This window comes from Phytohabitans houttuyneae (genome assembly GCF_011764425.1).
Lineage (GTDB): Bacteria > Actinomycetota > Actinomycetes > Mycobacteriales > Micromonosporaceae > Phytohabitans > Phytohabitans houttuyneae.
Map to the genome: position 1 here is coordinate 1,440,899 of NZ_BLPF01000001.1, position 22,332 is coordinate 1,463,230.

The window sequence follows — 22,332 nt, forward strand, 5'->3', positions numbered from 1 at the left end:
CTCAGCGCTTGGGCCACTGCCAGGCCGGCTGGTCGAAGCGGCCCTGCCCGGCCACCCGCGTCTCGCCGAGGTCCTTGACCAGCTCGATCCGGGTCAGGTCGGGCTCGTCGTGTGCGAGCGCGTCGATCAGCGGGCGGCTGTGGCTGACGACCACCACCTGGGTACGCGCCGCGCCGCCCGCGATCAGCGCGGCCAGCGGCCGGATCAGCTCGGGGTGCAGGCTTGTCTCCGGCTCGTTGAGCACCAGCAGCGCCGGTGGGCGGGGGCTGAGCAGCGCGGCTGTCCACAGTAGATAGCGCAGCGTGCCGTCGGACAGCTCGGCGGCACCGAGCCCGCGCAGGAGGCCGGGCTGGCGCAGCCGTACCTCGAAGCGCCCGCCCTCGACCGCGACCTCCAGCCGGCTGCCCGGAAACGCGGCGTCGATCGCGGCGTCCAGCGCGGCACCCTCGCCGATCTCCCGGATCGTCTGGAGGGCGGCGGCCAGGTCACCGCCGTCGTGGGCGAGCACCGGCGTGCGCGTGCCCACCCGCGCCTCGCGCGCCGGCGCCGCCGCGTCGGTGCGGAGCTGGTCGTAGAAGCGCCAGGACCGGACGCGCTCGCGGAGGGTCAGCAGCTCGGGGGCGCGCTGCGGGTCCGTGTACTCGCTCAGCATGCTGTCGAACGGCCCCACCGCGTCCGCGAACGCCGACCACGCGCGGTCCTCGCGGATCCGCAGCGCGGTGCCGCCGCGGTCGACCAGCGCCGTCGCCGGCCGCAGGATCGGCCCGGCCCAGACCACTTCCCGCTTGACCTGCGGATCGAGCTGGAAGGCGGACTCCTTCGGCTCGTTGGGCAGGCCGAAGTCGATCGCGTACCCGAGGTCGTCGCCTGCGAAACCGAGCTTCAGGCTGACCGGGCCGCGCCGGACCGTGCCCTGCACCGGGTACTCGCCGGCCCGCACCGCCTTGCCGATCGTCGCCGGCCCCGCCCACAGCGTGGAGGGAAGGCCGCCCTCGCGGGCGAGCGCGGCCACGGCACCGTTGCGCGCCGAGTCGGCGAGCAGGCGCAGCGCGCGGTACAGGCTGGACTTGCCGGTGCCGTTGGCCCCGGTGACCACGGTGAGCGGGCCGACCTCGACGACAAGGTCGCGCAGCGAGCGGTAGCTCTGCACGGCCAGCGTGGTGATCACCCTGGTCAGGCTACCGAACCAGGGACCCGCCGGGTGGGTGCCGGTGCGAGAGGGCGTCGCCGGCCGCGGTGCGCAGGTGCAGGACGGTGCGGCCGGCGCGGCTGGTGGTCACCAAACCGGCGTCGCGCAGGACCGCGAGGTGCTGGGAGACGGCGCCGGGCGTCACCGCGAGCCTGGTCGCCAGCTCACCGGTGGTGGCCGGCGCGGCGAGCGCGACGAGCAGTGCCGCCCGGGTGCGACCGATCAGCGCCGCCAGCGCGTCCGGTGCGGGGGTGCCCGGCTCCCAGATCGCGGCGACGCCGCGGACCGGGTAGCGGAGGATGCCGTCGGCGCGCGGGCGGACGTCGGTCCAGGTGCGCGGCCAGGCGAACGCGCTCGGCGACATGAGCAGCCCCCGGCCGGTCAGGTCCACTGTGGTCGGAGGGTGGGGGCGGTCGCGGCGCAGGAGCAGCTCGCCGTCGGCCCACGCGACCTCGGGGTGCAGGTCGGCGAAGACGCCTTCGATGCCGCCGCCGGCCAGGATCGCGGCCCGGTGCGCGATGTCGGCCTCCAGCACGCGGGCGACGCGCGGCCAGTACGGCGCGACCAGCACCTCGTGGCACGAACGGATCGCCGCCACCACCCGGGCCAGGCCGGCACGCGGGTCGGCGTGCAGCTCCCGCAGCTCGCGCGGGCGCCGGCCCTCCCGGCGGTCGAGGTCGGCGCGGACGGCCGCGGTGGTCGCCGCCCGCACGCGGCGCAGCTCGGCGGCGAGGTCGGGCATGCGGTCGTCGGGTACCGGCATGAGGTAGGCGGGCTTGATGTCCCCGTCGACAAGGGCCCGCAGCAGGGCCAGGTCCGCGATCCGGTGCAGCCGCGGCCGTGCCCACGAAACCCACGGCAGGTGTACGGCGTGTGCGCCCGGCCGGCACAGCACGTCCACTGCCATCACGGTCTCGAAGACCGGCGAGACCGCGAACCGCACGCGGGCCAGCGCCGTGCCGGCCAGCCGGATCCGGATCGCCATCCGCGCAGTTTAGCTCCAGTTAAATCCTGGACGCGGACACCCACCGGCCGCGACGGTGGTCCGCATGAGGATGATCCTGGGCGGGGACCTGCCCGTAAACCGGCTCGGCTTCGGCGCGCTGCGGCTCACCGACGGCTGGACCGGCGCGCCGCGCGGCGGGCGGGACCACGCCGTCGCGGTCCTGCGGCGGGCGGTGGAGCTGGGCGTGACGTTCATCGACACCGCGGACTCGTACGGGCTGGGCGCCAGCGAGGAGCTGATCGCCGAGGCGCTGCACCCGTACCCCGACGGGCTCGTCGTGGCCACCAAGGCGGGCCAGAGCCGTCCCGGCCCGGCGCTGTGGCAGCCGCTGGGCCGGCCGGAGTACCTCAAGCAGCAGGCCGAGCTGAGCCTGCGCCGGCTGCGGGTGGAGCGGCTCGACCTCTTCCAGCTGCACCGGGTCGACCCGCTGGTGCCGCTGGCCGATCAGGTCGGCGCGCTCAAGGAGCTGCAGGACGAGGGGAAGGTGCGCCACATCGGACTGTCCGAGGTGGACGCCGACCAGCTCGCGGCGGCGCGTGCGGTGGCCGGCGTCGCGAGCGTGCAGAACCTCTACCACCTCACCGACCGGCGCCACGAGGCGGTGCTGGAGCGGTGCGCCGCGCACGGGATCGCGTTCATTCCGTGGCTTCCGGTCGCCAGCGGCCGGCACGCGCGGCCCGGCGGCGTGCTCGCGGAGGTCGCCGCCGAGCTGGGCGCCAGCCCGGCGCAGGTGTCGCTCGCCTGGATCCTGCACCGCGCCCCGGTCACGCTGCCGATCCCGGGCACCGGCTCGCTGGAGCACCTGGCCGAAAACGTCGCGGCCGCCGGCCTGACACTGACCGGCGACCAGGTCAAGCGACTCGACGACGTTCAGCCGGCCTGAGCCAGCGCCAGGTAGCCGTCCTCCAGCGTGGGCGCCACCGGCTCGGCGCCGGGAGCCGGCGGGGTCGGCGCGACTACCCGGTACCGCAGCCCACCGTCGGCGGGCAGCGCGGACACGACCGTGCCGGCGGTCGGAGCCGGGCCGGCGGTGACGACCGACCACACTCGACTGTCGGCGCGGCGGGTGAGCTCGTCGACGGTGCCGCGGAAGACGAGCCGCCCCTTGGCCAGCACCGCCAGCTCCCTGCAGGTCTGCGCGATGTCGTCGACGATGTGCGTGCTGAGCAGCACGGTCCGCTCCCCCGCGAGCTGGGACAGCAGCGTGCGGAAGCGGATCCGCTCCTCCGGGTCCAGGCCGGCGGTCGGCTCGTCGACGATCAGCAGCTGCGGGTCGGCGAGCAGGGCCTGCGCGATGCCGACGCGGCGGCGCATCCCGCCCGAGTAGCCGCGCAGCCGCCGGTCGGCGTCGCCGGTGAGAGCGACCACCTCCAGCAGTTCGCCCACCCGGCGCCGGCGGGTGGCGCGGTCGTCGATGCCCTTGAGCAGGCCGACGTAGTCGAGGAACTCGCGGGCGCTCAGGTCCGGGTACACGCCGAGGTCCTGCGGCAGGTAGCCGAGCACGCGCTGCACCGCCTGCCGCCCGGAGCGCGCCGTCACGTCGTTCCCACCGATCCGCACCTGGCCAGCGGTCGGTCGCAGCAGGCCGGCGAGGATCCGCATCAGCGTGGTCTTGCCGGCGCCGTTGGCGCCGAGGAGGCCGAACATGCCGGTCGGCACGAGCAGGTCCAGGCCGTCGAGGGCCGGCCCTTTGCCCTTGTACGTCTTCGTGAGGCCGGAAATCTCGATCCGCAACGGACTCTCCTTATCGGATGGTGCGGGCGCGCAGCGCGGGCGCGGCGGTGAGGACGAGGGCGGCGATCGCGAGCAGGACGCCGATGGACAGCCACGCGGTGGCGGCGGTCGCCTCCGGGCGCAGGAAGTTGAGCGTGGCGCCGGGCGCCGGACCGGCGATCCGCACGCCGTCGTCCGGTGCGGGGTAACCGAACAGCTCCTGCAAGGGGTAGCTGCCGAGCGGCGTGACGAGGCTCTGCGAGAGCGTGGGCATCAGCGAAGGGCTGATGGCGTTGCCCCAGAACCAGTAGCCGACGAACAGCACGCGGAACAGCGGCGCCGGGATGAGCAGCGGTACGACGAGCGCGAACGCGCCGACGAACAGTACCGCCGGCGCGATGACCGTGGCGAAGAGCGCCGCCGCCCAGGCGAGCGCGACCGGCTGCCCGGACACGCCCGCGTAGAGCACCGCGAATCCAAAGTAGACGATCGCCGGGGTATCGTCGCGACGGCGCACGACCCGAGGTACTTGCCGGCCAGCCGGGCGGCGGCGGAGCCGGGCGTGGCGTCGAGGATCGCCGCGACGCCGAGCCGGTTGTCCCGGACCAACCGGTCGGCCAGGAAGCAGCCGTAGACGATCGGCAGGACCAGGTTTACCAGCACGGCGGTGGAGGCCATCGTCTCCCTGGCCGACGGGTCGTCCAGCACGTCGCCGAGCGAGCGGGCGCTGACAAGGCCGAGCAGCGCCACGATGACGCCGTTCGCTATCCACATCGAGCGCTTGCGCGCCTGCATGAGGAACTCGTACCGAAACGCCGCTCTCACTCCGCCTCCCCTGCCAGCAGTCGCTCGGTGCGCCCGAGCAGCAGCCAGCCCAGCGCGCCGAGCACGAGCGCGATCGCCACGAGCGTCAGGCGGTTGGCGGTCCAGGCCGCAGGATCGGCGCCGCGGGTGGTGGCGAAGAGGTACAGCAGCCGGGCCCAGGCGCTGTCCTGCACAAGGCCGGGGAAGACCTGCTGCACGATCCAGCAGGTGGCGACGATGCCGCCGGCCGCCGCGGGGCTGCGGAACGCCGCGCCGGCCAGGAACCCGAGGCCGCCGAGGGCCAGCGTCGGCGCCAGCCACACGAGCTGGCCGAGAAGCGGGCCGTGGCTCGCCGGCCACCGCTCCCACCACCCGGTGGCGACCAGGCCGGCGACCACGAGCACGGCGAGCAGCCCCGCCCAGCCGAACGTGACCGCCAGTCGGCGCAGCAGCGTCGACCGGTACGCGGTCGGCATGGTCAGCTGGAGCTCGACGGCCGGGTCGCGGCCCACCAGCGACGCGGCACCCACGCCGGCGGCGAGGGGCATCGCCATCTCCAGCGCGGCGAGCAGGTTTCGCGCTGTCGCGCGGTCGGTGGCGGTCCCGGCGTCGATCAGGGCGATGAGCACGAGGGCGGCGGTCGCGACGGGCGGGGTCAGCAGCGCCGTCCAGCCGGCGCGGCGCACCTCGTACCGCCAGAGGTCGATTGGTCTCACGTGGGGTGGGTAGCGCGGTGGCGGCGGATCGGTTCACCCCGGCCGGCGAGAAAAACCGCGAGCGCGGTGAGCGCGGCGGCGGCCAGCACGGTGCCCGCGTTCGTCGACCACACAAGCCCTACGGCGTCGAGCGCCCAGCCGGCGTCCTGGAAGAGCCCGCCGGCCAGGACGCGCAGCGACCACAGCACCACCGCCACGCCGGCCGCCGCGTCGGCGCCGATCCACACCGCGAGCACGAGGCTCAGCGCGGACAGCAGCGCCATCGGCCCGAGCCACGCGTCGACCAGCGCGAAGAGTCCGCCCGCATCACCGCCCAGCGCGGCTAGCACGCCCGAGGCGGCGAGCGCGAGCACCAGGTCGTACCCGAAGACGAGCGCGATCCGGGTGAGCAGGATCAGAGCCGGCGCGGTCGGCGTCGCGGCGACCACCTCGAAGGCCGGGTCACGCCTCGGCCCGTACATGCCGGCGATGCCGAGCGCCGCCACGACCGGCGCCACGAGCGCGAGCACCTGTCCGCCCGAACCCGCGGCGGTGGCGGCGACCACCACACCGAGCGCCATCACCAGCGCGGAGGCGATCGGCACCGCCGGGCGTACGAGCCGCGCCTCGGCCCGCAGCAGCGCGAGGGAAAACCACGCCGGCCGCCGGGTGGGCGGCGGCGGCCCGGAGAGCGCGCTGCGCAGCAGTACCCGGTGGACCATGTCCGGCCCGGGCGGGTCCGGATCGCGGCTTGTGTCGCCGAGCACGCGCCAGGCCGCCACGTCGGCACGGCACTGGGCGCACTCCGCCAGGTGCGTGTCGACCTCGGCGTGCTCGGTGGGGTCGAGCGCGCCGGTCGCGTACTCCAGAAGCCTGTCGTTCATTCCGGCACCCCCTGGGTGGCGAGCGTGCGGGCCAGCGCGGCCCGGGCGTGGTGCAGCCGGCTCTTGACCGTGCCCACCGGTACACCGAGGACGGCGGCCGCCTCGGCGAGTGGCAGCCCGGCGACGAAGACCAGCGCGACGACGTCCCGCTGGTGGTCCGGCAGGTCGCCGACGGCGCCGGCCAACGGGCTGCCACCGGCGGCGGCGATCGCCAGCTCTTCCGGCCCGGGTGCCGGGTCCGGACGGTCGACCGCCTCGTACGGCGCGGGTGGTGGCTGGCCGCGCAGCCGGTAGTACGCCTGGCGGCGGGCGATGCCGAACAGCCACGTCGAGACCGCCGACCCGCCCGCGAACCCGCCGGCCGAACGCCAGACCGCCAGCATCGTGTCCTGCAGGATCTCCTCCGCGACCATCCGGTCACCGGCCAGTCGCAGCAGGTAACCGAAGAGGCGGCCGGCGTACGCCTGGTACAGCCGCGCCAGCGCGCCACCGTCACCACGCGCCACCAGCGCGAGCAGGGCCGCGTCGTCGTCCATCGTCTGTTGGTAGCAGCGGGTGGGCGGAAAGGTTCACCGGCTCTAAGCGTGCTCACAGGGTCGGTTGAAGCCGGTTTGAAGTACCGCCGTGTTTTCATCCTGAACATGACGGACGTGGGTGCCCAGCGACAAGCCAGGCTGACCGACCGCTGGCCGACCGCGCTGGCACTGGTCACGGTGGCGTTCGCGATCGGGCTGATGGCGCTGGTGGACAACGAGGCCGAGCTCTTCGGCCCGAGCGTCTCGGTGATGGCCGGGATATACCTGCTGGCCTACGTGCTGGGCCGTCCGTGGACCGCCTGGGTGGCGTTCGCGGTGATGAGCGGCGTGATGTCGGTACTCCAGGTGCTGCACACGCTGGACGTCGGGTGGTCCGACCCGTTCATCGGGATCGTGGTCGTCGTGGCGGTGCTGTGGCTGGCGGCGGTCGCACGGCGGCGGTTCGCCGATATCGACACGTTTTCGCTGCAGACCGCCGGCATGGTGGTGTTCGGCGTAATCACACTGGTGTCCGCCGCGACCTCGCCGCGCCTGGGCGCCGCGGTGGCCGGCGCGGGCTTCCTGGCGCACGGCCTCTGGGACGCGTACCACTTCAAGATCAATAAGGTCGTGCACCGCTCGTGGTCGGAGTACTGCGCGGTCATCGACATTCCCACCGGTATCGCGCTGGTCGTCGTCGCGTTGGCCTAGGGTTTGGACCATGCCCGCCCCGCATCGGCAGACCGCCGACCTGAGCGGATACCCCGATCTCGTGGTGATCCTCCTCGGCATGCGCGCGCACACGCTGCGCGGCATGCGCACCCTCTTCAGGTACGGGCCGCGCATCCGCGCCTCGGTAGCGGCCAAGCCCGAGGGCCTGTTGTGCCACGAGATGGTGATGTGGGGCATGGACCCGCGGCACCCGGGCATGCGCCAGTACTGGCGGGACTTCGACTCCCTGGAGCGGTGGGCGCGCACCGACCCGCACGCCTCGTGGTGGCGCGACCTGCTGTCGGACATGGCCGGCACCGGCTTCTGGCACGAGACGTACTTCATCAGGGGCGGCATGGAGTCGGTGTTTCTGGACATGTCGTCCATCGGCTTCTCCGCGTTCGCGCCCGTGGTCGACGCCCGCACGTCGCTCTTCTCCGCCCGCCGCCGCATGCGCATGGCCGATACGCGAGACAGCCCGGCCCAGCCGGTGACCGAGGCCGAGCTGTATGGCGAGTAGCCGAAATGGCGAGTAGCCGGCCCGCGACGCCCGCCGACCTGCCGCTGCTGCGCGAGATCGAACGCGCCGCCGGTGAAGCCTTCCGCACGGCCGGCATGCCCGAGATCGCCGACGACGAGCCGCCCTCACTCGACACGCTCGCCGGCTACCAGCGGGCCGGCCGCGCCTGGGTGGTCGACGGCGACGAGGGCACGCCGGTCGCGTACCTCATCGCGGACGTGGTCGACGGCGACCTCCACATCGAGCAGGTCTCGGTCCACCCCGACTACGCCCGCCGCGGCCTCGGGCGCACGCTGATCGACGAGGCCGCCGCGCACGCCAAGGCCCGCGGGATGGCGGCACTGACGCTGACGACCTTCGCCGACGTGCCGTGGAACGCCCCGTACTACACCCGCCTGGGCTTCACGGTCGTCGAGGACCCGACCCCCGGCCTACGCGAGATCCGCCGCCGCGAGGCCGAACACGGCCTGGACCGCTGGCCCCGCGTCTCCATGCGCCGCCCCCTCTAGACACCTTTCGCGGTCAGGGTGAGTGCGAACGTCAGATTCACATTGAGATAGTTCCGGGCTACCGCGATGTCCGTGGTGGTCTGGACCGTTGCTCCCGCGGCCTCACCCTCCGCGTTCGGTTGCGGTCACCCCGAAGAGCCAGCTCCGGCAGACCGGTCCCATGGGGTTGCCGGGAGTGGCTCTGAAGCTGGGCGCACGAATGCGCCCAGGAACCAGCGGCGCGCCAACGGGCCAGCGCCGTTAGCCGCGCGCTGCCACGGGCTGGGTGTCTGAGGGGGCTTGGTCGCTACGGCTTTGCCGTGTCGCCGGGCTGTGCAGGGCCTGGCCCCGCGCGGGTTCGTCGCAGACCTGGGACCCCGGGCCTGCCATTGCCGGTCCTTGGTCCATGGGTAGCCGGTCCGTCCGTGGGCAGAAAGAGGGGTGCCCGCGAGGGCGAACCCGTGAGTGAGGCAGCACCGTGCTGGCGGTCCGTGACCATCGATCAAGGGCAGGCGATGTGAGGGTCGCAATTTAGGGGGGTTGGTGCACTATTACAGCACTAACTCCCGTAGGTCTGCGGGAGCACGCTTGTGGGGGTGAGCTGGGCGACTGCGGAGGGTGAGGCCGCGGGAGCAACGGTCTGGACCACCGCGGACGTCGCGGTAGCCCACATCTCTTGGGATGACCGTGGAGATCTCGACGGTGAGCGCCGCCCGCACCGGGCCGCGTCGGGCGGTGCTGCACTGTGGACGGACCTGCGCACCCCAACCGAGAAAGGTCTATAGCCCCGCCCCTCCCTCTCTTGTGCCGTTGATCAGGGAGTTGGTGGGCGTGGCGTGCGGCGTGTCGCCCCACGAACTCCCTGATCAACCACCGCCACCCGCGGTCCGTCTGCTAGTGCGGTGACCACTATGGTTCGCCGGGTTCCCCGGCGAACCAGGCCCTGCCGGGCGCAGGGTTTCGGGGTCCGCCCGCTGCGCGGGCGGACCCCGAAACGTCAGTGGTCACCGCACTAGCGCAGGTCGCCGCGGGCGCGGAGGTGGTCGAAGATGATCTGGTCGACGGGGGCGACGCGGTGGCGGTCTTCGTGCGTGAGCCACACGAGCTCGGCGATCTCGCTGCTCGCGCGCAGGACGCCGCGGTAGCCGGCCGAGTAGCACGTCATCCGCACCAGCGTGCCGGTGGCGTGCCCGTGTGCCTGCGCCTCGAAGGTCCCGACGTGCGTGGCGCTCGCCGCCTCGATCGCGACCTCCAGCTCCTCGCGGATCTCCCGGACCAGCGTGTCGACGTCGCTTTCGCCCGGCTCCCGCTTCCCGCCCGGGATGTAGTACACGTCCTTGCCTATCGAACGCGTGCTGAGGATCTCCCCCTCCACGAGATGGATCCAGGCGATCTTGTCGATGACGTCCATCCCCCATCCTCGCCCAGCCCCTGACCGCCGCCCGGGAGCTGCCCCTGGCCGCCGCCGAGCGGCGGCCGCGGCGTCACTCGCGGGCCGCCACGAGGCGGATCGCCGGTGTGCGGGTCGCCGAGAGCGTGGTGAGCACGCTCGCCGCGGCAACGATCAGCGTGGCGCCGGCGGCGACCGCGCCCAGCAGTGCCCACGGCGGGCTGGCCGCGCTGATCCCGATCATGTCCTTGATGGCGAACGCGATGCCGACGACCGTGCCGGCGGCCGCGAGCGTGCCCAGCAGCAGCCCGATGGCCACCACGCCGAGCGCCTCGCCGAGGGCCGTGCGCACCACCTGGCCGCGGGTCAGGCCGGTGACCCGGGCGGCCGCGAACTCGCCGCGACGGTCGGAGGCGGAGATCACCACGGCGTTGACCATCGCGATCACCGTGTACAGCATCGCCATGCCGAGGAGGGCGACCATCACGTCGACGCTCTGCCGCTGCTGCTCGTCGGCGTTCGCCTCGATCCACTGCCGCGCCGTGGTCACCTCGCCGAGCCGCCCGAGCCCGGCCGCGGCGGCCGCCGGGTCGGAGGCCTGCACCAGGTAGCGCGGCGGGCCCTGCTCCGCCGTCAGGTCCCGGGGCACCAGGAAGAACGGGCCGGCGAGCGTGTCCGGCAGCAGCGCCACGACACGAAGCCGCGCCGGGCCGCCCTCCATGCGCACCGGCAGCGTGTCACCGACCCGGAAGCGCAGCTCGGGCGCGTAGCTGGGGCTCACCGCGACCGCCGCGCCGCGCAGGTCGGCCAGGTCACCGGCGGTCGGCGCCAGCCGGTGGGTCCGCGCGTACCCGGCGGGGTCGACCGCGAGCGCGTCGACGCCCTCGTAGGTGAGCTCGCCGTCGCCGTAGTCCAGGCCCATGTCCACAGTGACCGGTGCCTCCTCGGAGACCGCGCCGACGCCCGGCACCGCCGCCACCTGGTCGCGGATCGGCCGTTCCGCGGTGAGTACCAGGTCGGCGCGGACGTCGCGGGCGACCTCCTGGCGGCTGGCCTCGGTGATGGTGGCCATCGTGCCGGCCATGCCCACCACGAACGCGACCAGCACCATGATCGGCGCGGCGGTGGAGGCGCTGCGCCGCACGCCGGCGCGCAGGTTGGCGTGGGCCAGCACGCCCAGCCGGCCGCGGAAGAGCAGCCCGAACGGCAGGCTCACCAGCGGCACGACAAGCGGGGCCAGTGCGGTGAACGCGATCACCAGCGTGAACGACACGAAGATGGACAGCGGCAGCGCGGCCTCGCCGCCCAGCACCGACACCAGGACGACCAGCGCGATGCTCCCGGCCAGGAAGAACATGCCGACCACCCACCGGGACGCGGTCATCACCCGCGCCGCGCCGCCGACCTCGCGGAGCGCCTCCAGCGGCCGCACCTTGGCCGCGCGGCGCGATGCGGCGAGCACGCCGAGCACGGAGATGCCGATGCCGGTACCCGCCGAGACGTACAGCACCCAGGACCGCCACTCGCCCACGAAGCCCGCCGGCACGAACCCGAAGCCGTCCAGCATCGCGCCCTGCAACCGCATCACCGGTACGCCGGCCAGCGCGCCGAGTGCGGAGCCGAGCGCGCCGAGTAGCAGCGCCTCGCCGACGAGCAGCGTGCGCACCTGCCGCCGCCCCGCGCCGGTGAGCCGCAGCAGCGCGAGGTCGCGGCGGCGCTGCGCGACCGTGAAGGCGAACGTCGAGCTGACGATGAAGATCGCGACGAACGCCGCGAGCCCCACCGTCATGCCGAGCAGCGCGACCGCCCCGTCGTACCCGTCGCGCAGCTCGCGCGCCTCGGTGGCACTGAGGCCCGCCGGGATGTCCGCGGTGGCCGCGGAGACGAGCGTGAGCAGCGACGACTGGACGAGCGCCACGCCGAGGCAGACCGTGACGATCGCGCCGACGAAGACCTGCCACCGGTCGCGGAACGTGCTCCATGACATGCGCAGCACGACCTACTCCTCCCACCGGGCCAGCAGGTCGGCGACCTGCCGCGTGGTGGGCCGCTCCAGCCGGTCGACCACCCGCCCGTCGCCGAGGAAGACCACCCGGTCGGCGCTCGCCGCGGCGGCCGGGTCGTGGGTGACCATGACGATCGTCTGCCCGCCGTTGTCGACCATCGCGCGGAGCAGGCCGAGCACGGTGCGCGCCGACTTGGTGTCCAGCGCGCCGGTCGGCTCGTCGGCGAAGAGCACGGCCGGCCGGGTGACCATCGCCCGCGCGATCGCCACCCGCTGCTGCTGGCCGCCGGAGAGCTCGCCGGGGCGGTGCCGGGCGCGGTCGGCGAGGCCCACGGAGGCCAGCACGTCGCGCACCACCCGCCGCGGCGGCCGCTGCCCGGCCAGGCGCAGCGGCATGGCCACGTTCTGCTCGGCGGTCAGCGAGCCGATCAGGTTGAAGCTCTGAAAAACAAAGCCCATCACGGTACGGCGCAGCCGCGTGAGCTCGGCGTCGGACGCGTCGGTGATGTCGCGCCCCGCGACCCGCACCCGGCCGGAGGTCACCTTCTCCAGGCCGGCGGCGCAGTGCAGCAGCGTCGACTTGCCCGAGCCGGACGGCCCCATCACCGCCGTCCACGAGCCGGCCGCGAAGGCGATGTCCACATTGTCCAGTGCGCGCACGGCGGCGCCGCGGGTCCCGTACACCCGGCTCACACCGCTCAGCTCCACCGCCGCGGCCGTCACCCCGGGCGCGTCCACAGGCTGTTGCGTGATCTGCGTGTCCACGTATTTCATTGCAGCCGCCACCGGCCCGCGGCACAGTAACGCCCTCTGGAGTCTTCGTGGTAGTGCTGGCGGTACCCCTAAGGCGAACCCGTCAGGGACGCCGACCAGGTCGCCGGCCGCTCGCGCTCGGCGCCGGGGACGCGGACCAGCCCGTCCGCGATCAGCTCGGCCTCCGCCCTGCCGTACCTGCCCCGCACGCTCACCCGCGCCCGGACACCGCCGAGGTCGTACACGACGAGGGTTTTCGCCCTGGCGGCCCAGGCGGTCCGGCCGCCTTCCATCGGCACGAGGTCCTCGGGGAAGGTGAGGGGCGCCGCGGGGTCGCCGCCCAGAAACAGGTCGATGCCGGAGGTGCCGTCGACGAACCGGAGCATCACGCCGGGCTGCCACTCCGGCTCGTACACCACGGACGGGCTCAGGCCGCAGCTGATCAGCTTCGCGCCGGGTGGCAGCGCCGTCACCCGTACCGGCGTGAGGCAGCGGGCACGGCGGTCGAAGCGGACCGCCTCGGCGACCGCGAGCGTGTCCGCCGCCGTGAGCCCGTCGCCGAGCACGGACGCCTCCATGCCCTCGGCCGGCGACCAGCGCGGCTCGTGGCTCCTGCCCTCGGCGTCGAGCGGGGTGAGCCAGCCGGGCCGGCCGTGGACGCTGGCGGCGGTCGGCGTGGCGACGTGGTCGCTCGGCGCCGCCACCACGAGTTGCGGGCGTTGACCAGCATGCGCCGCAGGTAGAGGTCCGGCTGGTCGGCGCGGCTGATCCGCGACCACCGCGGTACGCCCTGGCCAGCACGTCCTGGACCAGGTCCTCGGCCCGGTGCACGTCGCCGACGAGCAGCCGCGCCAGCCGGACCAGCGCAGGCCCGCGCGTGAGGACGTACTCCTCGAACGTCACACCCTGACAGACGCACCGGAACACCCCACCCGTTGACGCGGGGATGGGATCGGTCAGAAGGTCTTGGCAAGGTCGCGGGCGCGCGCGTGGGCGCTCCGCCGCCCGGGGTCGGCGTCGGCGACCGCCAGGTTGGGGCGGAAGAAGATCTCTTCGACGTCGGTGATGCCGGCCCAGCGCAGCCAGCCGCCGAAGTAGGGCGCCTGGAAGTCGTTTCCGAACGAGGGCGGGCGGCCCTCGCCGTACACCGCGCTGGTGTAGATGACCGCGGCCTTGCGCCCGGTCAGCAGCCCGGTGTAGCCGCGCTCGGGGTCGAACGAGAACACCATGCCGGGCTGGCTGACCACGTCGATGAGCTGCTTGAGGATGTACGGCACGCCGGCGTTCCACATCGGCACGCTGAAGAGGTAGCGGTCCGCGGCGGCGAAGCGCGCGAACGTCTCCCCGGCCCGCCGCCACGCGACGGCCTGGTCGCCTTCCGGGTCCGCGCCCGCGAAGACCGCCATCTTCGCGGCGGCGGCGTCGGGCCCGAAAGGCGGCAGGGCACCCTCGTCCCACAGGTTCCAGCTCTCGACGTGGTCGTCCGGGTGGCTTTCCCGGTACGTCTCGAGGAACGTCTCGGCGATCGCGAGGGACTCGGACCGGGCGCCACGGGGTGACGAGGAGATGTGCAGAAGGGTGGTCATCGCGCGTCCTCCACAGAATTGGACTACAGTCCGGTTATGGCTTCGGACGCTACCGGACCGCAGTCCGTTTCCGCCAGCGGCGTGGACGAGCTGCACGTGTTGCGCTCGTCACCGCCCCGCGAGCGGGCCGACGCTGCCCGCAACCGCGCGGCCGTGCTGGACGCCGCGGCGACGCTCTTCCGCGAGCACGGGGTGGCCGCGGTGTCGATGGACGCGGTCGCGGCGGCCGCGGGCGTGGGCAAGGGCACGCTGTTCCGGCGGTTCGGCGACAAGGCGGGCCTGGCCGTCGCCCTGCTCGACGCCCGCGAGCGGGAGCTGCAGGACGCGATCCTCACCGGCCCCGCCCCGCTCGGACCCGGCCGGCCCGGCGACGAGCCGGCGCGCGGCGAGCGGCTGGCCGCGTTCGTCGAGGCGTACCTCACGTACGCCTTGGACCACCTCGACCTGCTCCGGATGTCGGAGACCGGTTCGGCCGGCGCGCGCTACCGGATCGGGGCGTACCGCTTCTGGCACCGCCACGTGGCGCTGCTGCTGGCCCACCGCGCCGACCCGGACGCCGACGCCCACACGCTGCTCGCGCCGCTCGCCGCCGAGCACCTGCGCGCCGTCGTGGCCGAGGTGGGCGCCGAGCGGGTGCGCGGAGCGATGCGCGCCCTGGTCAGAGACATAGCCTGTGCCGCACCTGGGTAGTTGCTGGCCATGACCGCAAAGCAGAGGACAGACCTACCAAAGAGCGCGTACGCGTTTCCGCGCGTCCGCAAGGAGCCGCTCAACGACGCCTCACACGTCCGCAACGCGATCGCCCGCTTCGACCAGGTGCAGGACGTGACGGACGAGGAGCGCCGCGAGGCGTTCGAGCGGATCCAGCGAGCGGCGAAGAAGTTCGACATCGAGATGTCCGCGGAGCGCTGGCAAGAGCTCGGCAAGCCGTCAAAGAACTGATAATCACCGGACCACGCGGTACCGCAGGTGGGTGACGCCCGGCGCGTCGACGACCCGTACGAGGTCGAGCTCGACGCGCTCGGTGCCGAGGTGGTCGAAGAGGCGGACGCCGGCACCGAGCAGTACCGGCACGAGGTGGATCTGGATCTCGTCCAGCAAGCCCTCGCGCAGGCACGCCTGCGGCGCGGCCGCGCCCATCAGGCTCACGTGCCGGTCGCCGGCCACCGCCTTGGCCTGCTCGACCGCGCTGGCCACCCCGTCCGTGACGAACGTGTACGCGCTCTCCCCGCTGGGCACGCTGTCCGGCACGCGGTGGGTGACCACGAAGAGCGGCACGCCGGGCACCGGGCCGTTGCCGCCCCAGGCGCCGGCGATGTCGTACGTGCGGCGCCCCGTCACGACCGCGCCGCCGGACTCGGCCAGTTCTTCGAACACCTCGGCGCTGGCGGCGGAGAGCGCGAACGGCGGCACCCGCACTCCCCGCGCGGCCGCCTCCGCGTACGGGCGGATCGGCCGGTCACCGTCGAAGTACCAGTCGAACAGCCGCGCGCCGCCCTCGCCGAGCGGTAGGTCCTGCCCGTCGTTCGCGCCGGCGATGAAGCCGTCCACCGACATCGTCAGCGCGACGATCACCTTGGCCATCGTCTTCTCCTCTCGACCTCATCCTCACCCGGTACGTCGGAGCCGGCGGTGGGCAACGGACATCGCGGCGGGAGAAAATCGGCGGATGGCTGGCCGATCGTGCACGAGTTTCTGCGCCGCGCCGCGCCGCAGGGCGTCAGCGGCGCGCCACGAGGCTGAGTGAGCGGTCAGCCAGGCCGATCCGCAGGCGCTGCCCCCAGCCCAGCTCCAGATGGTCGCTCTCCAGGCCGTCGGCGAACGCGACGAGCCGCTCCGACTCGCTGGTCAGCTCCAGCCACTCCGGACCGGCAAGCAGCCCGCGGGTCAGCGTGGTGCCGGTGGCCGGCGAGGGCCACGCCTCGCGGATGAACCAGCACAGCGCGGTCTCGGTCGGCCCCGGCAGCGCGGGCGCCCCGGCCAGCGCACGCGCGATCGACGCGCACCACCCGGTGGCTCCCGTGCCCGTGCCGACGACGACGCCGGAGGAGGACTGCCGCTCGCAGTCGCCGCCGGCCGTGCCGAGCACGTAACGCGCGGACTGGTGGCTCGGGTGTCCGATGTAGACCTCGTTCAGCCCGTACAGCCGCTGGCCGTCGTCGAGCTCGGCGACCACCATGGCACGGTGCTCGACCGGCAGCTCGCGGCGCAGCAGCGCGGCCACGGCGGCCGGCGGGTGCTGGGCCAGCACGCCGGGGTTGCGCTCCGGCTCGGGGTTGACGCCGATGACGGGCTGGCCGTCCAGGTACTTGGCGACGTTGGCCACCAGGCCGTCCTGCCCCACGGCGAGCACCACGTCCTCCGGTCCGAAGAGGAAGCGCGGCAGGTCGTCGCGGTCGACGTGGCCGCGGCGCCAATCGGGTGGTACGGCCGCGCCGACCGTGGTCAGCGCGGCCGCCTGCGCCTCGTGCCGGCGCCGCACCTCGGCGAGGTCGCGGCCGCGCTGGCGCAGGAAGTACCCGGCCGCGCCGAGGGTGCCGTGACGGGCCAGCAGCTCGTCAAGCTCGCTGCGGCGCGTCACGGTCACCACCCGCGGCGGGAGCGTCATCGCTCGCCGTGCCCGTTGGCCAAGCGGCCGACCAGCTTCGTCACCACGTCCGGCGTGATGGTCAGCTCACCGATCTGCGGGAGCTGGCCGGCCAGCTTTTCCAGCGCGAGGGCGTAGAGGACCGACTCGGGGACGTCGCGGTAGGCGGCCAGCCGGGCGACCTCCGCCTCCGCCGAGGCGAGGCCGACCGCGCGGAGACCGTCGGCACGGGCCTGCTCGCGCACCCGCTCCGAGTCGGCCGCGAGCCGTGCGCGATCGGTCTGCCCCTGGCTGGTGACGAGCTTGGCCGCCGACTCCAGCTCGGCCGTGCGGCGGTCGTTGGCGCCGCGCTGCTCGACCAACTGCTGCTCGCGGCGGGCCAGCTCGATCTTGCTTTGCAGCTCGTTTTCCGCGATCGCCCGCTCCTGCTCGACGGCGATCGCGCGGCGCGCGTAGGTGGCCCGGTCGGCCTCCTGCTGCACCGACTCCCGGGTCGGCGTCTGCAGCGCCCGCTCGACGTCCGGCTCGGGGCGGATCGCGACCACCCGCGACGAGACCACGCTCGTGCCGATCTCGGCGAGCCGCTGGTCACCGGCGAGGGCCGACGCCACCGCCTCGCGGAGGGTGGCGATGTCAGCCAGCGCCTCGGTGAGCGGCACCCGGGCGAGCAGGTCGAGCGCGGGCTGCTGGGCCAACTCGGCCAGCAGCGTGGCGACCTGGTCGAGCGGCTGTCCGCGCCACCCGCCGCGGAGCGGGTCGATGGAGAAGTCGAGCCGGGTGGCGGCCAGCGCCGGGTCGCCCATCCGGTAGGTGACCGTGGCCTGCACGGTCACGTCCGCGAAGTCGGCCGTGCGGGCGTGGAACAGCAGCGGCAGCTCGCGGTCGTCGACCGGCACCTCGGAGATCACCGCGTTCAGCGGCCGGTACCAGAACGACGTGCCCACTCCCTCGTGCCGCACCCGCCCGCGGACGACGTGCCGCACGTAGGCCGTCGGCGCCCCGCGCAGGTGCCGCAGGAACAGTCTTCTCGTGATGTCGGCCATCCCGACCCTCCTCTTTATCGTCGCCATGACGATAAGCATCGAGGAGACTTTTCGTCAAGGTGGCGATAATCTCCATACGAAACTGGCCGGGCCTCTCTCCGGGGGGAGTGGAGAGGCCCGGCCAGGGGTCTGGTTATGCGGAGAGGGTCAGCTCTTCCAGTGCTCGGCCACGATCTTCGCGGCCTGCGACTCCCACTGCGCGTAGTGGAACGGGAACGCCGACACCTGCACCGCCTGCGCGGCGTCGGTCAGCGGCATGTCACGCCAACCGTCCACGTTCTTCAGCGCGGACAGGAACGCGATCGTCGCGTACTCCGGATCGGTGATCTGCGACACCGAACCCCAACCCGCCGACGGCCGCTGCTGGAACAGCCCCTGCGAGTCATGGTCGTTCAGCTCACCCAGATGACCCAGGTTCTCCAACTTGGACTCCTGCAACGCAGTGGCGATCGCCACCACAGCCGCACGCTCGTCCAAGCCAGCCTTCTTCGTCGCCGCCATAATCGCCTTCGCGTTCGTCACCTGCTCACCCGAAAGCCCGATGTACGACTGCTTGCCCTGCACACCGTGCGGGATCAGCTTCGCCATGCTCGGCTTGTCCGAACCGACCTGCGCCACCGCGACCATCGGCGACTTCGCCGCCTGAGCCGGCTGCGCCGGCGAAGCAAGCGCGGCCGTCGACGGACCGATCAGCACGCCACCGGCGAACGCGAAACCCGCGACCGCGGTAACCGTCTTACGCAGCATCGTGTTCATGCTCGACAACTCCAATCCAGGGGGATGCGCACACGCGCACAGCACCTTGTGGGTGCCTCGGGAAAAGGGGATGTGGACGCACATCGGCGCCGGGGATTGTCAACGACCCCTACTCGCGGGTAATTCCGCCGGATGGTGGCCGTCACATGACCGGGCGCCGCTCGTCCGTGAGCCGCCTGCATAACGACGCCGGGCCGCGCGCCATTCCGCCGGACAACCGGATTGTGGCCCCACGCAACGCTTTCACGCCGGAACCGGACGCCGGGCGCGCCGCGGACATCGGCCGCGTGACGTCAGCGCAGGGTCATGCGGAAGGCGGAGCCGTTGCCTTCCGGGCCGGGTGAGGTCACTGTGACATCACCGCCGTGCGCCCGCGCGATCTGGCTGGCTATCGGCAGTCCGAGGCCGGTGCCGGACTCGCCGCCGCTCCAGAACCGTTCGAAAATCCGCTCCTGCTCGGCGGCTGGTACGCCGGGGCCGCGGTCGGTGACGGTGACGGCCACCCGATCGGGTTCCTGCTCGATGTGGACGTCCACTGTGGAGCCGGCCGGTGCGTGGCGGGTCGCGTTGTCGAGGAGGTTGGAGATGGCACGCCGTACCGTCGGCTCGTCCACCCGGCACACGACGGCGGGCGGGCCGGCGACGGCGACCGTCACACCGCGGGCCGCCGCCACCGCGCCGGCGTCCACGACCACGCCGCGCACGACGGACATCAGGTCGACCGGCCGGCGGTCGAGGGTGCGCGCCCGACCGCGCGCGTCGACGAGCAGCTCCTCCACCGTCCGCTGTAGACGGTCGGCGGCCGCCTTGGCGCGTTCGAGCCCTTGGCGGTAGACCTCGACGGTGGGTGCCGGGTGGGCGAGCAGCACCTCCGCGTTCGTCATCAGGACCGACAGCGGCAGGCGCAGCTCGTGGCTTGTCTCCTCGACGAGGTGCCGCTGCACCCGCGCCGCGGCCTCGAGGCGGTCGAGCATCGCGTCGAAGGCGGCGGCGAGCGCGGTGACCTCGGCCGGGCCCTCGGCCAGGCCGATACGGCGGCTCAGGTCGGTGGCCTCGATGTCCTCGGCGACGGCCCGCACCCGGTGCAGCGGGCGCACGGCGCGACCGGCCCACCACCACGCCGTCGCGGCGGCCACCGGGCCGAGCGCGAGCAGCGTGGCGAGCGGCCAGCCGGCGAGGTGGCGGGTCGAGGTCGCCGGCTCACCGGTCTCCACCGTGACCTCGGTGTCGGTCGCCAGGATGACGCCGAAGAGCAGCAGCGCCGGCAGGTAGATGGCGAGGAAGCCGAGGGTCGCGAGCCGCACCCGCAGCGAACGCCACACCCGCGTCACGGCTCGTCCCGCAGCCGGTAGCCGGCGCCGGCGATCGTGACGATCAGCGGAGGATCGCCCAACTTGCGGCGCAGGCGGCTGAGGATCACCCGCACCGACGCGGTGAACGGGTTGGCGTGCGCGTCCCACACATGCTCCAGCAGTTCCTCGGCGGACAGGACGCGCCCAGGGTGGTGCATGAAGTATCGCAGCAGGGAGTACTCGCGGGCGGTCAGCTCCAGCTCGGCGCCGGCCCGCCACGCGCGGTGGGTCGCGAGGTCGAGCACGAGCTCGCCGACCCGCAGCGTGGTGCCGTGCTCGTCCACGCGGCGGGCCAGCGCGCGGAGCCGGGCGGTGAGCTCGGCGAAGTGGAACGGCTTGACGAGGTAGTCGTCCGCGCCCGCGTCGAGGCCGGCGACCCGGTCCGCGACGCCGTCCCGCGCGGTGAGCACCAGCAGACGGCGGGGGCGGTGCAGGTCCGGGTCCCGGCCGATGCGGCGCACGAGGTCGAGGCCGTCGCCGTCGGGCAGGCCGAGGTCGAGACACGCGACGTCGTACGCGGTCGTCCGGAGGTGCTCCTCCGCGCCGCCGCTGGTGCCGGCGACGTCGACCGCGTACGACTCGTTGCGCAGGCCGAGCGCCACGACCTCGGCGAGGTCGGCGTCGTCTTCCACCAGGAGGATGCGCACGTCAGCCCGCCCGCCGCGCGGTCGCCGCCCCGGCCGGCCCGGTCACCGTCATGCGGTCGCCGGCGAAGGCCACCGTCACCGCTGGGCCCGCGCCGGCCGGGTCGTCCGGGTGGTAGCGGCCCTCGCCGGACGGGAGCAGCTGGAGCGTCGGCGGCTCGCTGGCCGGCACCTCGGCCGCCTCGACGCCGCCCGCCTCGTTCAGCGCGTACCAGCCGAGCACCGGGCCGCGGCCGCCGGTGATCGTCACGTAGGTGCGCAGCTCGCCGCCGCTCGTGGTCGTGCCGGCCATCGCCACCCCCTCGATCGGCCCGAAAGCGGACTCGAACGCCTCCCGCTCCTGCCGCCCCTCCCGCGTGCGCCCGGCCAGCAGCTCGCGCACCGCCTCCTCGTGCCGGCGCAGGTCGCCGTCCGAGACTCCCTCGCGGGGCGGGAAGAGCGCGGCCACCGCGTCGGTGCCGGTCGCGACGACGGCGAGGCCGCCGTCGCGGGCGGAGACCCGGAAGGAGCCGCCGGTACCCAGCGTGTACGTGCCGGCGGCCGCGGTGAGGTCGCCCCGCACCGCCTCGGCGCTCGGCGTGGGCAGCGGCTTGCCCTTGACCAGCGCCGGGCCGATCGCCTCCAGCAGCCGCTCGGCGGAGACCTTCGGCTTGTTCGACGCGATCGCGATCGTGCGGCGCTGGCCGGGCAGCCACACGACGACGGCGTTGTGCCCGACGTCGCCGCCACCCCCGGCGGTGGCCAGGAACGGCTCGCCGTACCGCGAGGCGTCGAACGCCACCCAGCCCGGCGCCTCGCCGCGCCCGCCGCCCAGGTCGCGCCCCGGCTTCGCGATGGCCGCGGCGGAGCCGGCCGACACCACCGCGCCGGTGAAGAGCGCGTGCGTCCAGGTCGCGAGGTCTTTCATCGTCATCGCGAGGCCACCGTTGCCTTCCACCGCCCAGTGCGGGCCGGCGAAGTCGCCGCGCTCCCCCGTGCCGCCGCCGTCCAGGTAGCCCACCGCCCTCGGCCCGGGCGCCGCCGGCTTGCCGGCCCAGAATCCGCCCGCCCGCCGGCCGTCCGGCAGCGGGAGGATCCGCGACGCGATGTAGTCCCGATAGCTGGCACCCGACACCTTGTCCACGATCAGGGCCAACAGAGTGTAACCAGCGTTGGAGTACAGGTACCGCTTTCCGGGCGCGGCGACCAGCTCCAGCTCGCCGATCGCGGCGATGGCCGCCTCGCGGCTCAGCGGCTCGGTGTCGTTGCCGTGCGTGCCGTTCAGGCCGCTGGTGTGCAGCAACAGCTGCCGTACGGTCGCCTCGCGCACCGGCCCGCGCAGCTCGGGCAGTAGCGCGCCGGCCCGGTCGTCGAGCCTGAGCCGGCCGTCGTCGACGAGGTGGTAGATCGCCGCGGCCGTGAACGCCTTGGTGATCGAGCCGATGCTGAACACGGTCGCGTCGGTGTTGGGGGTGGCGGAGGCGTCGTCGGCCGAGCCGTACGCCGCGAGGCAGTCGAACCGCTCCCCCGTCGCGACCGCGATCGAGCCGCTGAACCCGGCGCCCGCCCACGCGCTGAACGCCGCGTCCAGCTCGCGCGGGCAGGCACCGCCACGGCTCGGCTCGCTCGGTTGTGGACTGTCCTCAGTGCACGCCGCGGGCAGTAGGAGCGCCACCGCGGCCAGGATCGCCAGATGCCTCTTCATGCCGCCG

25 protein-coding genes are annotated in these 22,332 nt (G+C 73.6%); 6 read left to right on the forward strand and 19 right to left on the reverse strand.

All coding sequences use genetic code 11. From position 1 onward, the window contains the following. Position 1: 1 nt before the first annotated feature. Together Phou_RS06685 and Phou_RS06690 are read right to left on the reverse strand one after the other, a co-directional pair. The gene (locus Phou_RS06685) at positions 2–1,168 is read right to left on the reverse strand and encodes an AAA family ATPase (protein ID WP_173054509.1); all 1,167 of its coding nucleotides are present in this window, start codon (positions 1,166–1,168) and stop codon (positions 2–4) included. Positions 1,169–1,178: 10 nt separating this feature from the next. Then, positions 1,179–2,174 (reverse strand): ArsR/SmtB family transcription factor, encoded by a 996-nt coding sequence (locus tag Phou_RS06690; protein WP_173054511.1) that lies wholly within the window; start codon positions 2,172–2,174, stop codon positions 1,179–1,181. A 64-nt stretch (positions 2,175–2,238) separates the two neighbouring features. Here Phou_RS06690 and Phou_RS06695 point away from each other — a divergent pair, with 64 nt between their 5' ends. Further along, positions 2,239–3,078 (forward strand): aldo/keto reductase, encoded by an 840-nt coding sequence (locus tag Phou_RS06695; RefSeq protein ID WP_173054513.1) that lies wholly within the window; start codon positions 2,239–2,241, stop codon positions 3,076–3,078. On the opposite strand, the gene Phou_RS06700 is transcribed toward Phou_RS06695, so the two are convergent. The 5 genes from Phou_RS06700 to Phou_RS06720 all read right to left on the reverse strand — a co-directional run bounded on the left by Phou_RS06700 (position 3,066) and on the right by Phou_RS06720 (position 6,827). Then, the gene (locus tag Phou_RS06700) at positions 3,066–3,929 is read right to left on the reverse strand and encodes an ABC transporter ATP-binding protein (protein WP_173054515.1); all 864 of its coding nucleotides are present in this window, start codon (positions 3,927–3,929) and stop codon (positions 3,066–3,068) included. The genes Phou_RS06695 and Phou_RS06700 overlap by 13 nt on opposite strands. Before the next feature lie 10 nt (positions 3,930–3,939). Next, entirely contained in the window at positions 3,940–4,425 is a 486-nt protein-coding gene (locus Phou_RS06705; protein ID WP_173054517.1) for a hypothetical protein, read from the reverse strand. Positions 4,426–4,729: 304 nt separating this feature from the next. Then, positions 4,730–5,428: a hypothetical protein gene (locus Phou_RS06710; protein ID WP_173054519.1), complete on the reverse strand. Its 699-nt coding sequence runs from the start codon at positions 5,426–5,428 to the stop codon at positions 4,730–4,732. After that, positions 5,425–6,291, reverse strand: coding sequence for a zf-HC2 domain-containing protein (locus tag Phou_RS06715; protein ID WP_173054521.1), 867 nt, complete (start codon positions 6,289–6,291; stop codon positions 5,425–5,427). Before Phou_RS06715 ends, Phou_RS06710 begins: the two co-directional genes overlap by 4 nt. Further along, complete coding sequence (locus Phou_RS06720; protein ID WP_173054523.1) at positions 6,288–6,827, reverse strand: RNA polymerase sigma factor; 540 nt, start codon at positions 6,825–6,827, stop codon at positions 6,288–6,290. Before Phou_RS06720 ends, Phou_RS06715 begins: the two co-directional genes overlap by 4 nt. A gap of 105 nt (positions 6,828–6,932) precedes the next feature. Between Phou_RS06720 and Phou_RS06725 the strand changes: the two genes are divergently transcribed. From Phou_RS06725 to Phou_RS06735, 3 genes are read left to right on the forward strand one after another with little or no spacing between them, the layout of a single operon-like run. Beyond that, the gene (locus tag Phou_RS06725; protein WP_173054525.1) at positions 6,933–7,517 is read left to right on the forward strand and encodes a hypothetical protein; all 585 of its coding nucleotides are present in this window, start codon (positions 6,933–6,935) and stop codon (positions 7,515–7,517) included. A gap of 10 nt (positions 7,518–7,527) precedes the next feature. Beyond that, positions 7,528–8,037, forward strand: a complete 510-nt coding sequence (locus Phou_RS06730) for a phenylacetaldoxime dehydratase family protein (RefSeq protein ID WP_173054533.1) — start codon at positions 7,528–7,530, stop codon at positions 8,035–8,037. 5 nt (positions 8,038–8,042) lie between these two features. Further along, entirely contained in the window at positions 8,043–8,546 is a 504-nt protein-coding gene (locus Phou_RS06735; protein ID WP_173054535.1) for a GNAT family N-acetyltransferase, read from the forward strand. Between the two features lie 991 nt (positions 8,547–9,537). On the opposite strand, the gene Phou_RS06740 is transcribed toward Phou_RS06735, so the two are convergent. From Phou_RS06740 to Phou_RS06765, 5 genes are all read right to left on the reverse strand, one after another. Then, positions 9,538–9,936 carry an NUDIX hydrolase gene (locus Phou_RS06740; protein ID WP_173054537.1) on the reverse strand — a complete coding sequence of 133 codons (399 nt, stop codon included), beginning with the start codon at positions 9,934–9,936 and terminating at the stop codon, positions 9,538–9,540. A gap of 73 nt (positions 9,937–10,009) precedes the next feature. Next, entirely contained in the window at positions 10,010–11,902 is a 1,893-nt protein-coding gene (locus tag Phou_RS06745; RefSeq protein ID WP_308784481.1) for an FtsX-like permease family protein, read from the reverse strand. A gap of 12 nt (positions 11,903–11,914) precedes the next feature. Then, positions 11,915–12,685, reverse strand: a complete 771-nt coding sequence (locus Phou_RS06750; RefSeq protein ID WP_246273335.1) for an ABC transporter ATP-binding protein — start codon at positions 12,683–12,685, stop codon at positions 11,915–11,917. A gap of 77 nt (positions 12,686–12,762) precedes the next feature. Further along, positions 12,763–13,380, reverse strand: a complete 618-nt coding sequence (locus Phou_RS06755; RefSeq protein WP_246273336.1) for a hypothetical protein — start codon at positions 13,378–13,380, stop codon at positions 12,763–12,765. Positions 13,381–13,629: 249 nt separating this feature from the next. Next, positions 13,630–14,259, reverse strand: coding sequence for an FMN-dependent NADH-azoreductase (locus tag Phou_RS06765; protein ID WP_173054545.1), 630 nt, complete (start codon positions 14,257–14,259; stop codon positions 13,630–13,632). A 36-nt stretch (positions 14,260–14,295) separates the two neighbouring features. Between Phou_RS06765 and Phou_RS06770 the strand changes: the two genes are divergently transcribed. Together Phou_RS06770 and Phou_RS06775 are read left to right on the forward strand one after the other, a co-directional pair. Beyond that, on the forward strand, positions 14,296–14,949 hold the full coding sequence (locus Phou_RS06770; RefSeq protein ID WP_173054547.1) for a TetR/AcrR family transcriptional regulator: 654 nt from the start codon (positions 14,296–14,298) through the stop codon (positions 14,947–14,949). A gap of 9 nt (positions 14,950–14,958) precedes the next feature. Then, positions 14,959–15,201: a DUF6582 domain-containing protein gene (locus Phou_RS06775; protein ID WP_173054549.1), complete on the forward strand. Its 243-nt coding sequence runs from the start codon at positions 14,959–14,961 to the stop codon at positions 15,199–15,201. Positions 15,202–15,204: 3 nt separating this feature from the next. Here Phou_RS06775 and Phou_RS06780 read toward each other — a convergent pair whose 3' ends face one another. The 7 genes from Phou_RS06780 to Phou_RS06810 all read right to left on the reverse strand — a co-directional run bounded on the left by Phou_RS06780 (position 15,205) and on the right by Phou_RS06810 (position 22,325). Further along, the gene (locus Phou_RS06780; RefSeq protein WP_173054551.1) at positions 15,205–15,843 is read right to left on the reverse strand and encodes a dihydrofolate reductase family protein; all 639 of its coding nucleotides are present in this window, start codon (positions 15,841–15,843) and stop codon (positions 15,205–15,207) included. Between the two features lie 136 nt (positions 15,844–15,979). Next, positions 15,980–16,840 (reverse strand): diacylglycerol kinase catalytic domain-containing protein, encoded by an 861-nt coding sequence (locus Phou_RS06785; RefSeq protein ID WP_246273337.1) that lies wholly within the window; start codon positions 16,838–16,840, stop codon positions 15,980–15,982. Between the two features lie 23 nt (positions 16,841–16,863). Next, complete coding sequence (locus Phou_RS06790) at positions 16,864–17,889, reverse strand: SPFH domain-containing protein (protein ID WP_173054555.1); 1,026 nt, start codon at positions 17,887–17,889, stop codon at positions 16,864–16,866. 147 nt (positions 17,890–18,036) lie between these two features. Then, a complete protein-coding gene (locus tag Phou_RS06795; RefSeq protein ID WP_173054557.1) occupies positions 18,037–18,645 on the reverse strand; it encodes a hypothetical protein in 609 nt (202 codons plus the stop codon). Positions 18,646–18,938: 293 nt separating this feature from the next. Further along, positions 18,939–19,976, reverse strand: a complete 1,038-nt coding sequence (locus Phou_RS06800; RefSeq protein WP_173054559.1) for a HAMP domain-containing sensor histidine kinase — start codon at positions 19,974–19,976, stop codon at positions 18,939–18,941. Next, entirely contained in the window at positions 19,973–20,644 is a 672-nt protein-coding gene (locus Phou_RS06805) for a response regulator transcription factor (RefSeq protein ID WP_173054561.1), read from the reverse strand. Before Phou_RS06805 ends, Phou_RS06800 begins: the two co-directional genes overlap by 4 nt. A gap of 1 nt (position 20,645) precedes the next feature. Beyond that, positions 20,646–22,325, reverse strand: a complete 1,680-nt coding sequence (locus Phou_RS06810) for a serine hydrolase domain-containing protein (protein WP_173054563.1) — start codon at positions 22,323–22,325, stop codon at positions 20,646–20,648. Between the last annotated feature and the right edge of the window lie 7 nt (positions 22,326–22,332).